Origin of the sequence: Paenibacillus sp. 2RAB27 (assembly GCF_052115445.1) — a bacterium.
Lineage (GTDB): Bacteria > Bacillota > Bacilli > Paenibacillales > NBRC-103111 > Paenibacillus_E.
Genome location: NZ_JBFRGR010000003.1, coordinates 257,127 through 273,931, shown reverse-complemented (window position 1 = coordinate 273,931; position 16,805 = coordinate 257,127). Strand labels below are relative to the sequence as shown.

Below are 16,805 nucleotides of genomic sequence, written 5' to 3'. Positions count from 1 at the left end.
CAACCAGCCGGCCGCCCGCGCAGAGACAAAAACCAAGGAGCCTGGCGGGTGTTCCCGCTTGGCTCCTTGGTTTTGTCCTGTGATCCACTCAATCACTTTAATTGCTGCGCCACGCTATAAAGCGCATGATCATGGCGGATACTTCCGCCCGGGAGACAACACTGGCAGGCTCCAGAAGGTTCCCCGGTTTACCGTTAAGAATACCTGCCGATACAGCCCAATCGATAGCATCATTGGCCCAGGCGGACACTTCACCGCTGTCCGCAAAGTTCTTGCCATTGCTGCTTGCAGCTGGCTGTCCTGCGTAACGGTGCAGGACAGTAATCAGTTGTTCCCGGGTCATGGAAGCTTCGGGCACACTGCCATCGCTGATCCCGGAAGCGGTAGCCCAGTCTTTCGCCTTGCTGTACCAATATTCCCCGCCTTCGGTCTCAACGCCATGCACACGGGCCAACACGGTAAATAACATGGCCCGGCTCATGGATACATCGGGAGCGAAGATCCCTTTCTCCGTTCCAAGCAGCCATTCGCGGCTTGCTATGAAGGCAATCGCCTCCGCAGCCCAATGGCTGCCAGGCACATCCCGGAGAACAACCTTATTGTCAATCAGCTGCACCGTCATACTGCTCTTGGCAGTGAAGCTTAATCCGGCTTCAGTAATAACCGTGTTTATCACTTCCCTGGTTCCATTAATCCGAACCGTATAGGCTACCGTGGAGGCGGAAGCATTCTTGAACGGAACTGTGACCCGTGCTTGCTGTACGCCATCAGGCAGTCGAACTGTAGCTGTTACTTCTCCCAGCGGACTTGTGACGGTCTCAACCCTGACTCCTTGCGTATCCGTTGAGACCGTGCGGCTGCTTCCATCGGACTTGCTCACCGTCTCACGCTTGCTTCCATTCTTCTTAATGATAATCTCGGTAACTGTACCATTGCTTTCTTTGGTTATTACTTTGCGATCGCCGTTCGGCCAGACAGTCGTCTCTGTCATCGTACCGGTAGTTGGATCCTTGACACTGGTGGTCGTGCTGCCATCCCCATTCTTGACCTCAGTAGACGGCGTTGTGGGGACAACGGGATTACTTCCGCCCGTTTGGAGGCCTCCGCCACTTTCACCGCTGTCGTTATCATATACACCCACTGTTACAACACAAGAAGCTGTGGAGCCGCCGTCCTCAGTGGTAACCGTAATAACGGCTTTACCAGAGGCATGAACCGTCACAAGCCCCTGTCCATCCACGGTGGCCACAGCCGGATTGGAACTGCTCCAGGTCACGGTCTTGTTGGCTGCGTCAGCGGGTTCCACCTTTGCGGTAAGCTGGACAGTCGAATCCCCTTGGTTGGTATACAGTTGGGCGGCGGTCTGATTCAGGCTCACTCCGGTGACATGTACCGGCTTTGTATAGACTGCAATGATCAACTCCACATGGGGACTAGCTTTATGTGTAGCCGTCTCGGCGTACCTAACCCAGTAAGTTCCGGGTGAAAGGTTTGAAAGGGTATCCCCTTCGATCTGCAACCAGGTGCTTCCATTATCGGTGGACCATTCCATGAATGGATTGACACCGGCGATACGTCCATCTTTTGCCCCAACCGCTGTTTCATTAGTGATCTTGAGCCCCTCGGGAGCTGCTTTCGGTACTCCGGTTACCATCGCTTTGAAATCGTCAAAGTCGATGGAGGCGTTGGCGTAGCCATCGATACCGAACCTTTGAACGGTCAGCTTGTTTCCGCCTGTGTGGCGGAAGTTGAAGTCGGTGGCCACCTCAACGTCGTCGATATAGACTGTATAAGTCTTGGCCTCCCAATTTGCCACCATTTTGACTTGGTACCAGGTATTCAGCTGATAGTCTTTGACTTTAACCTTCGTCGACGGTCCATTCTGCACGACAATTTTACCCGTATCAAAAGCCGTGACCATGGAATAATTGCCTGTGCCGCTGTCGTTTCGCATCATGGCGCCATTGGCGTACTGGAAGCTGGTGTTTAGTCTGGCGCGGTATTCGATGACGATGCGCTGATCCGCCTCGGCCTTTACCTCACCTGCATACGGCAGGATCAGGTTGGCCTTGCCCGAAGCAGCTGTTGTGGTCAGCCGGAGGAATTTATTCCCTGCCTCTTCCTGCAAAGTGGCGGCAGCGCCATTGGTCAAATCCTCGGTTGTAAACCCGTAAGGATACTTGCCGACCGTGTCGCCGGAGAAATCCCGGTAAGCGTTATAGATGACGCCGTCTTGAATGCTGTTCAGAGAACCTAACAAATCATCTTCCGCTTGAGCAAGCTTATCCCGTTCCTCGTCAAACTGTTCTTTGCTTAGATCGGCATTTTCAGCCATCTCTTCCGCTTTGTTCACTTCGGCCATTAAGGCACCATACTTGGATTGGCTATAGTTGCCCAGTCCATCGCCCAAAGGATAGGAGAAGTTGGCCAGCTTGTTGCGGAGTTGATTCACAATCTCATCAAGACCCCATCCCGGAATAACGTTTACGGCAACGGTGGATGGAAAATCACGGCCATTCAGCTTCAGAGTGACAGGCACCTGAACAGTACCAAGGGAGCTGAAGTCAAGTCCCTCCGGCCCCCAGCTGACAACCTCCGCCTTCATCAACTGGCCGTTGTAGACAACATCAACAACGATAGGCAACTTAGGGGCCACTCCGGAAGGGGTCCTCATTACGGAAGGAACCTGAACCGCATCAGAAGCTGCAATAACAGTCAAGCTGCGTGCTGCTATCTTGCCGTTGTATTCAGCTGTAATAAGAGCTGTGCCCGGTTTAACTCCATAGACCGACCGGGTTACGGAATCAATTCCGACCACCCCGGGATCGCTGCTGGTATACTGGGCAGCCGCTGTCACATTCTGAAACTCATGGCTGTTATAGTGAGCCGTTACCTGCAAGGGTCCGCTAGTCTGCCCGCTTGTCAAGATGCTGTGCAAACCGCAGATGGCAACGGACTGCACAGCTTTAGGCTCCGCAGCAACGGTAACCGTGGCTGTGGCCGTTTTACCATTATAGGTGGCGGTGATTGTGGTACTGCCTGCACTTACAGCCTTAACCCTTACCCCTCCGTCAATAACGGCGACCTTCGGATCGGAAGAACTGAAGATTGCTCCTGTATCAACAGCGGTATAAGTAGTGTCTGTTACGGTATACAGGGGCAAGCTGCGGGTTTCACCCAACCCCAACGTGTACCCCGGGGCATCGAATAACATTTCCGATGCATCCAGCTTAACTATATCCATGCTGTCGATTTCGGCAAGGTTGTTCCCCTTAAAGAAGCGGAGGATATTGTCGCCTTCCCTAAGATAGACTTTCGCCATGGAGAGTCCCCAATGATTCAGGCCGGAATAGACGATGTTCAAATTGGCGCCGGTGCTCCCGTTGACTGACAAGATATGGGAGGCATCGGCCGCATTGGGCGAACCGTTGGCATTGCGCACGGACAGCACATAAAATCCCGCTTCCGGCACGTTTACGGTAAACTGGGCATAATCATTAGCGTTCTTAATGTTGGCGATTTTCATCCCGCCGGAAGCGGTGCTTTCCAGCCGGACAGCGGGAGAAGTTTCACCGCCCGGATCCTTCACCAGCAGCGCGTTTTCCGCCTCATAGCGCTTCCGCTCCGGCTCGCCTGAAGGCTTGGCAATCGGTGTGTTCGGATCGGCGGGCTCTCCTAGGTTCGGCGTATTATCTGCGTTCCACGTGAATTTCTGCGTGTGGACTTTACGTGTCCATCCCGATCCGGGCCAGCGGGCGGCATGGTAGATGATCCAGTCCTCCGTCCCGTCAGGAGACGTGACGATGCTGTGGTGGCCCGGACCGTAAACGCCATTGGCGCTGGAGAAGATTGGCGTGTCTTTTTTCACCCAGGAAGCGGGATTCATCAAGTCGTCGCCGATCTTGGCTGTGATCAGCCCGAGGCAATAGCTGTCTGTCCAGCTTCCGTTCGCGGAATAAACCAGATTGATCGTGTCGCCCTTTATCGTAACTTCGGGACCTTCATTGATCCTGGCAGGCGACGATTCCCAATCATATTCAGACGTCGAGAGCAATACCCGTTCCGAGCTTATGGTTCGTGGATCGCTCATCTCCGCCATATATAAATTTTGGAAACTGCCATCCGTTTCTTCCCAGCCCGACCAGATGAAATAGTGTTTCTCATTTACAGTCAGCACCGTGCCGTCGATCGCCCAGCGGTCAGAGGAATCGGTAATCTTCCCCTTGAACTCCCAGGTGCCGGTCAACGGATTTTCACTGGCGTTCTCCAGCACGTACATTCGGTGGTTTGCATTGGTTCCGTTGTCAGCTGCAAAGTAGATATACCATTTGGATTTGCCGTCGCTATCCTTGAGATAGTGCATTTCCGGCGCCCAAACATTGGAACTGTACATGGTGCCCTTGACCGGTGTCCAGGCTAGCCGCCGTTCGCCCGCCTCAAGGCCGGTGATCGTCTTCGATCTGCGGATCACGACGCCGCTGGCGTTTGCAAAGGTGTTGTAGTAATAGCCGTCCGTGTGCTTATAAACCCAGGGATCGGCGCCTGTCTGCATGATGACATTGTAAAAATCCGACACATGTTTCCCCTCCTGTGAGGATGTTGATTCCGGCTTAGCCGGCGTTGGCTCTGCTGCCGATGCCGCTCCGCTCCATTGCGGCAGCATTAGCAGTACTGCGAGACAAAGCAGCAGATGTCTGAATTTTTTTTTGACCATGTGCTGTCCTCCTTGGAATCATTTCACCCTGTTGTCTAAAGCATTCACACTTCTATTGTCTGTTCCGCAGCATGTTCAGCAAGACTCTAATGGCCTCTGCTCTTGTTGCTTGATCGACGGGAGCGAATTCGTTCMCTCCTTTGCCTTCAATAATGCCCCGCTGGCTCAAGGCCGCCACGGCACCCTTCGCCCATTCAGGAATAGCCGTGTCGTCCGCAAACCCTGTGGATTCGGCATCTGCGTCTGACTGACCCAAAGCGCTCGCAATCATCTTGGCCATCTCACTGCGGGTAATCTCGGCATCCGGACGGAATGAACCATCCTCGTATCCGGAAATGATCCCTGCTTGCACCGCTTGCGCCACAGCATTCAGGGCCCAATCCCCGATCTTCTCCTTGTCGGTGAACATAAGCGGCGCGCTGTAGGGGAGATTCTCTTGCGGCTTAAGCGAATGGATAAGCATGGCGGCAAACTCGGCGCGTGTTACGATTCGATCCGGCTTGAACGTGCCGTCCGGATAACCGCTGACAATTCCCAGATCAATCGCTTGTTTGACATCGGCCTCCGCCCAGTGCGCCGTCAGGTCGCTCAAGGTTACCGTCGGTTTCGGAGCGGGCAGACTCACTTCCTGATCGACGCCGAATACCGCAACCTTGGCAGCGTTGTTCAACTTCACAGTAATCGTTGTGGCTCCACTGGCTTGCGCATCTAATTTCATCCAGCTTTTTCTCACTTCATCATAGAAAAATACTGCCGGCTTTTGACCCTTCTCTATTCGGGCAGGATCGAAAGTAAGGGTCAGCGTGATCTCCTTGTCAAATTCCCCTTGGAAATCCTTTTGAATCTCGAAAACAGGACTAGCTGGAGCAGCTTTGCTTGCAGGAAGCTTTTGTGTGTCTGTTATTTTGCTGATGTTAAGTTGAAATTCGCTATGGGAAGCACCTGCAGGGATCTTGATCATAATCTCATCATCGATACCGTATTCGCCATTCTTATCTGCAGGAACCTTAAATTGCCTGCTATCCTTCGAAATAACGCCATTGTTCGTTGGTGTTGAAGGCAAGCTGCCCGTGGAAGAATCCTCATTTGAGCCTTCTCCGGGAGAACCACCGGAATTACTAACCGTCCATTGCGCATACAAGATTAAATTCGCCCCGCCCATCGTGATGAGCTGGCCATCCATATAGCTGGTTCCGCTGCCATCCGCCCGTTCATTCCATCCCGCAAAGTGATACCCCGACTTCTTCAGATTGCCGGTGTTGCCATAGACCGATACCGTGGCGCCCTGCTCATAGCCGCTGTTATCTACCGGAACGAAACCGCTTGCCGCACCGTTGCTGTTATAAGTCACGCTGTAGGACGGCGCTTCGAATATCGCTGTGATCACAACTGCCTCGTCTGGCATGGTGAAGGTATTGTCAGTCACAAGAAGACCGCTGGGACTATTCACCTTCCAGCCCTTGAAGAGCTGTCCAGGACCTGGTGTGGCAGTTAAGGTAATCGCCGTATCCTTGATCGCCAACGACACATTGGCGCCCGCAGTGCCGTTTCCTTCTGTTTTCACCGTAATCCTATGGCTGGTCAATTCGAAGCTATCTACCACATTGACACTTAGCACAGCGGGATTCCCTTCATTAAACAGGATTGAGAAGTCCGCCTTATCGCCGTTCTTTAATCCCAAAGCGGCCATAGTCTCGCGGTTGATGGTCAACCTATCACCGCTAATTGTATAACCATCCGTACCTAATGTGCCATTATATACGGTGCCAGTTACTGTTGCTGCGTAAACCACTCCGGTCACAGACTTGGCTTCATTCCAGATAATGCTGGCGCTTATATCCCCGGGAACATAGAGATCATAGGTGGCCTTTTCGGGACTAACATCCGCATCCTTCTTGGAGACGGTAATGGTGAAGTCCTTAGAGTAGCTCACACCGTTCTCGCTTCCTTCGTCAATCATAGCGGTGACAATGACGGTTCCCGCTCTTGTGGCGGATAGCACATTCCCCTCTAGGACAGCTCTTGTTTGACCCGCATCCTTGATGCTCCAAGTGATGCTTTTGTGTGTGGCCCAATCCGGCGATACGGTTCCGAAGAGAGTCAGCTCCTGGCCGGCCTGCGCAGCCTCCGGAGCAGCAGTAATGTCAGACACCGCGTGGAAGGTGTTATCATACAAGTTGCGCAGCTCGATCTTAAACCGCTGGTGGTCTTTCCCCTCATCATCGGCCAACCGGATAACAGCGTTATTTCCTTTGGACGCTTCATTGACCGTAATCACTTTTCCATTGCTTTTGTTAATTATTTTGTAATAATCGCCCTCTTGCTCCAGGCGCCATTGTTCGGTATCAGAGGGAATGGGGGCTTCCTCAATAGTCTGATTAAGAATAAGCTCTTGGATACCAGAATCAGGCTTGATATCGAGGAAGCGTGCGCCACGCATAATCAAAATCCGGTAATAGCCGGTTCCCAGATCTACGAATCGCATCAATTGACTATTGGAATCGCCATTGGAAAATTGGATGACGGCTGCACCCTGGTTGAACTTCTCACCTGCCACGCTCAGCGCCTTGCCGCTGTGCTTCGGCTGGATCTTCACCATCTTCTCGGGGGTAATCTCCTTGGCCTTCGTGCTCATGAATCCACCGCTGAATTTGTCCAGGATCAGGCTGTCTATATTGAGCTGTCCGGTATCCCCTTCCTCACGGCGAAATTCAATCGTATTCTTCCCGGCCTGCAGACTGACCGTCTCGGTCACATCGGCCCAGGTATCCCAATTCGCTGTCGGCGGCAAGGAAACTTGCTTGACCCGGTTACCGTTCACATATAAGGTCATGGTACGATTCGACGACTGTACACCCGAATAGCGCAAGGTTGACGTATAAGCCGCCGTATAGGGGACATTCACTTCAAAGCGGACAGCATCCCCTTTTTTCTGGAATAAGCCGACATAACCGTTGCCTTCAAACCATAGACGGTCTCTGCCGATCCCCGGCGTGCCTGAGAGGGTTGCCGCTTCCGCCTGATATTCCCAGGGAGTACGTTTATTCAGATGAATATGATCGATATGGATGACGCCTGAGTCTCCGGGTACGCTTCTATAAGCGATACTGTTTTTCCCTTTGTTCAGCGGAACGGTTACAATCTGTTCTTTCCAGATCTTAGCGCCTCCGGAATGTGGAAGTGCGATTTCCTGCACAGGCGCGCCGTTCACTTCCAGCGACAATGTTTTGCCGCCCTGCTCTGTAGCGTACCGCAGCTTGAGATCGTAAGAGGCCGCATACTCGGTATCCACTGTGAATTCCACGGACGAGTTCACTTGAGACAGACCGCTCACATAACCAATTCCCGTATTTCCATCCTGCGCCTGGACGATTACCGCATCCGCCCCACCTGCCGTTTTGGCGGATTCCGCTTCATATGTCCAAGTCGTCGCATCGGTAACGGTGATATAATCCAGATTAACATTCGCCGTATCGCCGCTGTCATACTTATAAGTAATGACATTCCTTCCTTCTTTCAGGAATACATTGTCATATCTGTCAGCCCACTTGTCCCAGTCCTTCAGACCATAGAGATTCAATTGCTTGATCTTGAAGCCATTCACATACATGGACAAGGTTCGATCGTCCACTAGACCAGAGCCATAAGCCAGCTTGACCGAATAGCTGCCCGCGTGAGAAGCGTCTACGGCAAAGCTGATCGCCGAGTTCGGCTCCGTGAACCCTCTAACAAAGCCTGAACCGCTAAATCCGGTATGATCTTGAGCAATTCCCGTGCCGCCGGACAACTCTGCGCCTTCTGCTTCGTATAAGACGCTTTTCTTGGCAATAATGGCGTCCAGTCCCAAAGTACTTTTTCCGGAAAGACGTACGATGTTGCTGCCGGCATTCAGCCTGATGTTATGAACGGTTTTTAAATCGAAGTTCAGCTTGTTCTCCGGTCCGGCATTCGAAGGGAATACAAGCGTGGCAGGAGCCTCCTGGTTCACTCCAAGTGTCATGGTAACTTCTTCTGTTGTATTGTTGTTATAACGGAAATCCAGTGAGTAGACTCCCCCTGCATTCGTGTTGACCGTGAACGCTACATAGTCGTTGACATTGCTGTTACTGTACCGGGCATATCTGCCGGACGAGGCATAGATGCTGTTCATCGTTGCTCTTGTGACCCCTGATAATTCAGCGACTTCCGCTTCATAGACTTCGCTCTTCTCCTCCCCCGAAGGGCGGCTAAGCACGGTGCCGGGGTTGGACGGGATACCCAGATTGATGAAGTCATTATCGTCCCAATTGATCCGCTGGGCTCGAACTTCCCTGTTCTTGCCGCCTTGACTATGGGTCGGTATGCCATGGTAGGTAATCCAGTCCTCTGTGTCATCTTCGGATTTCAGGAATAACGGCGAGCCTGTCGAATAAGATCCGTTTTCATCCGAACGTTTCATGATCGGCTCGGGATGCTTATTCCATGCCGCTTCATTCTCTACGCTTTGGGCAAGATTGGCCCAGGACAGGCCGACAGCATAGTTATCATGCGTGTAGCTGCTTGCTGAATAGGCGAAATAAACTTTACCGTTTCGTTCTACCACGGCTGCGCCTTCATTCACATTATCCACATACTTCTCCCAGTCGTAGGTCGGCCTGGCTAACGTAATCTCTTCGCCTTCCAATGTCCACGGATTTTTCATTTTGACAATTGTTGGACATTCATCAAATCTCTCTTTTCCCGTTTTTGGATCTATGAAATAGAAATATTTGGTGTACGTAAGATATCTCTGCCCCTTGATGGTGACAAAGCCCGTTGGCAGTCCATAGCTTTGCGTATTCAGCAGTCCCTGTTGGGGTGTCAGTCCGTCTCCATTATCATAGGTTCCCTTTAGTTCCCAGGTCCCTTCAAACGGATCCGGCGAGCTGTTCTCCAGAACATAAGCGCTGGGATGACCATAAGCGAATCGCCCCGCTTCATCACTAACCTTCGGACCGGAAGCGAAATAGATGTACCATTTGCCATCGATCCTGTGCGCATCGGGACCCCATATAAATTCCAGGTTTTCAGGTAGCTTCCATACTTCTTTACTCTTCGCGGTGGAAACGCCAAGAATGGTTTCATGCCGTTTCAATACAACGTTGCCATCGCCTGCCGCCGAATAATAGTATCCGTCGTCTTGCCGCTCAATGGTCGGGTCGGCTCCTTTCATCAGCGGGTTAAGATAGTGGGATGATACGTCCGCATAGGCGATATTGGTCAGTATCATTACGAGCAGTAACGCCAGGGATACAGCAAAAAAGCCTATTCTCCTCATTGCAATGATGTCCTCCTTAGGGAATTGTATGTGGAGCTTTGTGGCAGCAAGGAAATGATCGCTCAAAAATAAACCGCTTTCATTTGCCGTGTAAGCCTCGCTCCATGGATGCTTACACTTTACTGCGATCCCTCCACTTCAGGCCTTAAGAATCTTTAGGTCTTTCTGTACGATTTTTGTTAGTTACCTAAATTTCCCTTTCAAATGGTTAGCCTGACACTTTTACGCAAAAAAAGTAGTAGGCGTTCACCCCCATTTGCCCATAATTTCAACACGCCAGTAAATTTATCGAGGATATACACCCCTTGCTCATTCAGCACGTCGATATTCTGAAACGTTAAATCTGAGATATGGGCATCCGGTACACTTCCCAAACCTATGAGAATCGTATGTGCGTCATCTCCCCATAGCACACTATTTTGCACGGTATTATGGGAGGTTGTGCCATAGTGATACATCACAATATCATCATCAGGCGTTCGAATAAATACACCTGTAATGAGACCGTGGCTTGAGCCACTAAAATGGATGCCCTCCGCATTCACTTCATAGGCGATAATATGAATATTTTGGACTCCAAAACTTTCGACTTAATTTTCTTCGCATAATTTTCAGAATGGATGCCTATATAATCGTACATAAAGCCCCCCGATTCACTTTGGTATTTGTATTCTTTAAAAGCCCCAGTCAGTTTTTTATTGTATTAAGATTTCTGCTTGCTGTTTCTCGGAATATCGACTCAAGGGTTGCATTCATAATTGGATCTATTTGAATAAAGTAATCAACTGCCTCTTTCGATATCTTTTCATCATTTTCCCACTCGATGGCTAATTGACTTAATACTGCACAAATCTCATCAACTTTACTTTTATCTAAACCGTCACCTATCCTTAATTTAATTAGCAACTCGTCATTTTGATGTAAAAGCAGATCTCCCAGATATTTTACTAAATCTATTTCCATAGTATCCTCCCTAAAACAAACCTTAGTTCTAATGCTTAAAAGCGCCGGATGATCACTGCAAGTTCAAATAATTATTCGAGAAATATGGATAAATTCATCTTTATTTCCAATAGGATTACCACGCTATTCTGCCGTTAGTTTATTCTCCCCTCCTGCCCGTCTTTCTGCTGGATACGACTAAGGAGGACTTCCTCTTCTCTCTCCAAACATAAAATTAAATAGGCGTTCACCCAATAACAGAGTGAACGCCTATTTAATTTCAAAACATAATTGTTACTACTTCAAAYTGTATTTCGCACTTCAAAACTTTATTGTCTACTTCAAGACTTTATTGTTTACTTCAATACTTTAATGTCTACTTCAAAACTTTAATGTCTACTTCAAAACTTTAATGTCTTCCATCTGTTGTGTTCATGTCGGGTGACAAATTAGTTTTGAAGTGCAGAAAGCCAGCAAACTCAAGGGTTTGCTGGCTTTGTTGATGAAAACAAAATGACAAATAAAGTTTTGAAGTGGATTTTTGGCTAAATTGTCTCATTTACAAATTAGTTTTGAAGTACTTCTGACAAATTAAATATAACCAGTCGACTTGTTGCTAACGTTCCCCGTCGTAGTTTAACAACCTCCGGGTCAACGGCTTATCATCCCAGGTACGACTCCAAAGGGAACCGGCCAAGAAGTATCGCCGTGAATGCTTAATACAAAGAAATAGGCTGCCAGCTGTCATTTATTCCCTTAGAACAAATTTTACCGCATCCGCAACTACATATCCGGTTGTCCCCGTGTTGCCGATAATCACACTACCCGACGTCCCTGCAGAGAAGGGATAACTTCCAATCAAGTTCCACATCCCGCCGCCCGCCTGCTGGTTAACGGTCAAACCAGACGTCGTCCCGTCTGTATATTTGACAGTGACCGGTACATTGCTTGCTCGATTCGTATCGGCATTCCACCACAAATACACGTCATAAGTGCCTGCCGACAATACGTTAGGAGTATACTGGACGCTCAATGTCCCTTTCCCTGTATTGCCGTCATGCAAATAGTCCGCGCCAATCTTTTGGCTGCTGAACAAACTAGCCGTCCATGCCCCCGTCCGACGTTATTCTGTATTTGGGGTCGCACGAGTAGAGACATCTACTTGTGCGACCTCCTATTTACGGAGCTGCATTCACCACAACATCGTCAAAATAAACTTTCGACAGGTGTGTGTATACCCCGATTTTCCCCGCTGAGAACGTGCTGGCTGTTGCTGTAAGAATAAGCTGACCATTTACATATGCCTGCAGCGTATTCCCATTCACCGTGAATCGCAGCGTATGATAGGTTCCTGCGGCAAGAGGCGGGATGGCTGCTGAAATGGCAAGATCGGTTTGAACACCGTTTTGCAGCTTTGTGATGTATACTTTCTTGGTGTAGTTATCATAGGACATACTGTAATAGTTGTTATAGTCAACAAACCTCGCCACCAGTCCTATTCGGCCGCTGGCCGTCTCCATTTTTCCCTTGGCTTCTACGCTGTAGTTGGTCCAAGATGTGGATCCTGCTACGGATTTCACCCCGCCTTTATCCGCATTGTTAGACAGGTAAGCTTTGGACCCATACACGTCGGATACAACGGAGAACGTTCCCCATCCGGAAACCACCGACCAACTGCTGGCGCTGCCGGACTCAAAATTATCTTCCAGCAGTGTGCTTTTCGTCGTGACGATGGCTTCACTGCTTTCATCGGAGATGTTGTTCGCCGCGTCTTTCGCTTTGACGGTGTAGTGATAAGTCGTCGCCACACTCAAGCCTGTGTCTTTGAATGTATACACCGCGCCCGTCACCGTGCCCACAGATTGCCCATCCCGATAAATGGTGTAGCCGGTTACCCCGGTATCATCGGAGGCTTGCGCCCAAGACAGCGCAACTTCCGCAGACGAGAGCGCATCAGCCGTCAAGCCGGTTGGCGCAGTAGGCGCTGTGACGTCGGGATTCGGCAGGGGATTCACAACAATATCGTCAAAATACGCTTTCAACAGGTGCGTATATACGCCGACCTTCCCAGCTGAGAAGGAGCTGTCCGTAGTCATAGCCACCAGCTGCCCATCCACATACGCTTGCAGGATATTGCCTGATACCGTGAATCCAAACGAATGGTACGCTCCAGCGGTAAGCGGCGTTATCGGATTGGAAATCGCTAAGTCGACAGTCGTGCCGTTCACCAGCTTACTGATGTAGACTTTTTGGGTATAGTTCTCATAAGTCATGCTGTAATAGTTGTTATAATCGACGAATCTCCCCACTAGCCCGATTCGGCCGCTCGGCTTATCCATTTTCCCTTTCGCTTCCACACGGTAGTTGGTCCACGAGGAGAGTCCAGCTACGGACCTTGTAGCCCCTTTACCCGCATTATCGGACAAGTAAGCCTTCGTGCCTCCGTCATTCACCACRCCAAAAGTTCCCCATCCAGAAACAACGGACCACATGCTTGCACTCCCCGACTCGAAATTATCCTCGAGCAGTGTGCTCTTCGTCACAGCCACAGCTTCAACACTTACTGCAGAACGATTATTCGCAGGGTCAACGGCCTGAACCGTGTAATGGTAAGTCGTGGCCAGGCTCAAGCCCGTGTCCTTATAGCTCGTGGTTGCGCCATTTAAGGTCGCAATTTCTTGCCCATCCCGATAGACGATGTAGCCAGCCACACTGTCATTATCCGTAGACGGGGTCCAAGACAATGACATTTCATAAGAAGATAGCGCCGTTGCTGTCACATTCGATGGTGCGGAAGGCGCCGTCATATCTCGATACGAGATGATGAAATTATCATAGGAGACTGGGCCCTTAACCCGCTTCAAGAATTCGGTTAATCCAATTAGGAATGCCCCATTAGAGCCAGGGGTTGCATTAATTTCACTTTTCACCGCGTTTCCTAGTGCAGCTATCCATTGTTGTGTTGCTGTCCCCCACGGGAAGCCTGCCGGCAGTTCAAGATCCTTCGTTAGGATCCCAGCGGAGCCGCTTGTAATCGAGTTGTCTGTTGCTGTGACCACCAATTGACCATTGATATAGCCATATAGGTTACTGCCTACCACTTCAAACCTCAGCTTGTTCATAACATCCAACGGTAATGTCACACCGGTCGCTGTTTGAAGCACAACGGATGTACCATTGCTGCGTTTCTCAATGACTGCCTTTCCGAATAACGCATCATAGGTAAAGCTATAATACTGGTCTGGATTTACATACCGGGCGAGGAGTCCTACCGTATCTTTATGACTGACAATCCTCACATCTGACTCTACGAAATAGTCTGTACCCACAGTCTGCTCGACCACAGCTGTCGATGACTTCGTTGACTGATACACATGATTGCCACTACTTTCTGTTTGAAGCGCAAAGTTCCCTTTAACGGAGGTCCAATCCGCCACACCTGACTCAAAATCATTCGTGTACAATGGATCGTAAACCAGTTCAAAGGCGAAGCCTTTATCCGTATCAAGCTGGACAAATACGTCTTTTCCTGTGGCGATCACGGGAATTTCCTGCAGCCGTACACCGTTTGTCGCCAGCTTGTAAGCTTTGTACGCTGCTGGGATGAGTGTCGTCTTCAGATGGAATTCCATTGTCTCGTGTTTGGCAAGTGTCGGCAATTTCCCTCTTACATAGGTCCGTTTGTTGGCATCCGTTAGATCTTGAATCGTATCTTCCCCTGTCGCCGCTGCATCGGTTGTGTAGATGACCAGCATTCTCTCGCTTTTGTCTAGCGATTTATCATCAAGCGTTGCTGCGGATACGGTTCCTTTATCCACACTTGCCTTCATGGATACAGGACCAAGCTCGAATTTGTTGTTATTCAACGTGCCTACAGCTCCAATTGCGTAAGGGGTATTGATCAGATAGGTATTTAAATTAAGATCAAATATAAGCTCACCCGTGTCCGAAACCAGCTTATTTTGATTCAGATTAGAGAGCATGTTGTTTTTCAGATTGACATCATCTATTGCATTTATAAACGTCTCCGCAACCTGCTTTAAAGTCATGCTATTCGTAATGGATATCTTATTCTGGGCAGGAAAATTACCGCTTGCGATTTGCTCAGGTGTAAGCTCAGGTGTGATTTTATAGATGGCATAGGGTTCACCAGGCTTATCTGCGTACACGGTAACCATCTTGAACAGATGCGGTATATACATTCGATTAATCTCTAAATCTTCATTCTCCGTTGATGCCGCATGCGTCTTAACCGATGTCTGGTCCCTGACAATGACAAATTTAGGTTCGCTTGCAGTGATGTGACCTTTACGGAAAAGAAGGGTGCTTTGATATTCGGACATCGTTACCAAGGTATCTGTTAGGGTATCAAATGAAGTAAAACCACCCAAAGTTGCACTTTGTTGAGTAGCCTCTCTTACACGGGAAACATATTGAAACCTGTTTAGCATATCCCAGCCATTGAAGGCGCCGGTCGCGGCCACCATCAATCCAAGGTCGTCTCTGCCTTTCGTCGGAAACTCCTGATTATATTCAGTTAATGCAAAAGGCTTCTGGTACAGCTGCCCAAGGGCAAGACCAGGAATATAATTCTTAAATATAGTCCCTCCAGATTGCGGCACATAATTAGCTGCTGATTCTGGAGCAAATACCATACTGTAACGAGGATGTGACGCCGGGGTAAAAGAGAATGTTGCTCCCCTTCCATCTACAAGCCCATTATATAAGTGTGTTTCATGAACATCTGTGTGTGTTCTCCAGTAGTTGGCCAAAGAATCATTAATGTAGTTAATTCCTCCAATGGGTACCTTTACTCCAATTACATCTTTAAGGTAATTTTTCATTCCATTATGGGAAGATAACGTTTTTTCTGTGAAGTATTCGGCAAGATCATCACGAATACTCGCAGGTGCACTCCAAAATATATTTGGAAATGTTGTGATAGGCGGACGTGCTTTACCAGCCAGAAACGTATTAAAGTCTGCTTTTAACCATTCATTTACACTTGAGTTTGAAAAATTAGCATTATAAAGAATAGTTTCATTCATGGGAGACAGCCCCATCAATATAGGATCATCCTTCAAGGCAAGTCCGGTGTAAGGATTAACATGAGTAAGCCACTGCTGAGCAAATGATCGCCAAATCGCTTTACCTTCCGGAAAAAGCGTTGCCATATATTTGGCAGCGAATGAGCCGTAGACGCTTAAGCTTGGTACACTAGAGTAATCCGCATAAGCCAGAATGTCGAGATCGATATAAATGCCTCGATCCTTCAGCAAAGAAACGAAGTACTCAAAATTATCCAGTTTGACCGGATCTAATGTAACCGTAGTGGAAGTAGGTTTCACCATAAGTCCTACTGCCCAGTCAACATTATCATCATTGGAATGGTATCGCACCACATTATAACCCATAGCAGCAAGCCGGTCGGCTATAATAACCATTTCTTCCCGGGTTGGATCCGTACCATAGCTGCCGTTAAGATTGGTACCAAAGAACTTTACTTTCTTATTGGGCTCATCCGTAAAATAATAATCGCCATCCGCATCAATCTTTACGAAGCCTTTCGTTCCAGCTGGTGTTTGATTCAAGTAGGACAAGTCCAGCGCACTTCCAGGTGCTACCGCTAATGTCGTATCAATAGCTTTCCATGTGCTGTCAGCAACTATGGGAGCTGCATTTGCGGTAGGGCCCGCCATACCTGCAGCCCCCACTATTTGCAGGAGTAAAGCCATAACCAGCGTTACTGAAGCCTTAGTAATCATTCCTTTTCTCATTTTTCAATCCTCCTGTACACTTTTATCAAAACCCATTCATGTTTTCTCGGCAGAGTCGCTGATCTGTGCGACATAA

Annotated in this window: 5 protein-coding genes and 2 pseudogenes; all 7 read right to left on the bottom strand. The window is 49.2% G+C overall.

Annotated features, from left to right (window positions below):
* Positions 1-97: 97 nt before the first annotated feature.
* The 7 genes and pseudogenes from AB4114_RS06370 to AB4114_RS06340 all read right to left on the bottom strand — a co-directional run bounded on the left by AB4114_RS06370 (position 98) and on the right by AB4114_RS06340 (position 16,729).
* Positions 98-3,526, bottom strand: a complete 3,429-nt coding sequence (locus AB4114_RS06370) for an Ig-like domain-containing protein (protein ID WP_441987841.1) — start codon at positions 3,524-3,526, stop codon at positions 98-100.
* 216 nt (positions 3,527-3,742) lie between these two features.
* Positions 3,743-4,552, bottom strand: a pseudogene (locus AB4114_RS06365) (glycoside hydrolase family 43 protein); the annotation flags it as partial.
* Positions 4,553-4,766: 214 nt separating this feature from the next.
* Positions 4,767-10,010, bottom strand: coding sequence for an S-layer homology domain-containing protein (locus tag AB4114_RS06360; protein WP_441987671.1), 5,244 nt, complete (start codon positions 10,008-10,010; stop codon positions 4,767-4,769).
* A 200-nt stretch (positions 10,011-10,210) separates the two neighbouring features.
* Positions 10,211-10,468: a hypothetical protein gene (locus AB4114_RS06355; protein ID WP_441987670.1), complete on the bottom strand. Its 258-nt coding sequence runs from the start codon at positions 10,466-10,468 to the stop codon at positions 10,211-10,213.
* A 229-nt stretch (positions 10,469-10,697) separates the two neighbouring features.
* Positions 10,698-10,973 carry a hypothetical protein gene (locus AB4114_RS06350; RefSeq protein ID WP_441987669.1) on the bottom strand — a complete coding sequence of 92 codons (276 nt, stop codon included), beginning with the start codon at positions 10,971-10,973 and terminating at the stop codon, positions 10,698-10,700.
* 727 nt (positions 10,974-11,700) lie between these two features.
* Positions 11,701-12,057, bottom strand: a pseudogene (locus tag AB4114_RS06345) (golvesin C-terminal-like domain-containing protein); the annotation flags it as partial.
* Positions 12,058-12,130: 73 nt separating this feature from the next.
* Positions 12,131-16,729 carry a fibronectin type III domain-containing protein gene (locus tag AB4114_RS06340; RefSeq protein ID WP_441987668.1) on the bottom strand — a complete coding sequence of 1,533 codons (4,599 nt, stop codon included), beginning with the start codon at positions 16,727-16,729 and terminating at the stop codon, positions 12,131-12,133.
* Positions 16,730-16,805: the final 76 nt, after the last annotated feature.